Consider the following 233-nt stretch of genomic DNA (forward strand, 5'->3'; position numbering starts at 1 on the left):
GCCGTCCTTCTCGATCTGGACAACCGTCGTCGTGATGCCCTGCTCTTCGAACAGGCCCAATGCCGCGAGCCGGCTCGGCACGAACGGCTGCTCGTTGATCGCAGCGCTGAGCGACGACAGCGAAAACGCGTCGTCGTTGAAAAGGGCGATATCCGCCATAAAGACTCTCCTGATAGCTGTGATGCCGCCATCGCGATTCAGCAACGGCGAAATGGTCGAAACGATGGCGCGGC

The 233-nt window shown here is 60.5% G+C and carries 1 protein-coding gene; it reads right to left on the bottom strand.

Translation table 11 applies throughout. The features are described 5' to 3' along the window. A partial coding sequence (locus SB751_RS35600) for a major capsid protein (RefSeq protein WP_410749683.1) occupies positions 1–159 on the bottom strand: 159 nt, incomplete at its 3' end. Positions 160–233: the final 74 nt, after the last annotated feature.

The sequence above is a fragment of the Cupriavidus sp. SIMBA_020 genome, from assembly GCF_046535395.1.
Classification (GTDB): Bacteria; Pseudomonadota; Gammaproteobacteria; order Burkholderiales; family Burkholderiaceae; genus Cupriavidus; species Cupriavidus campinensis.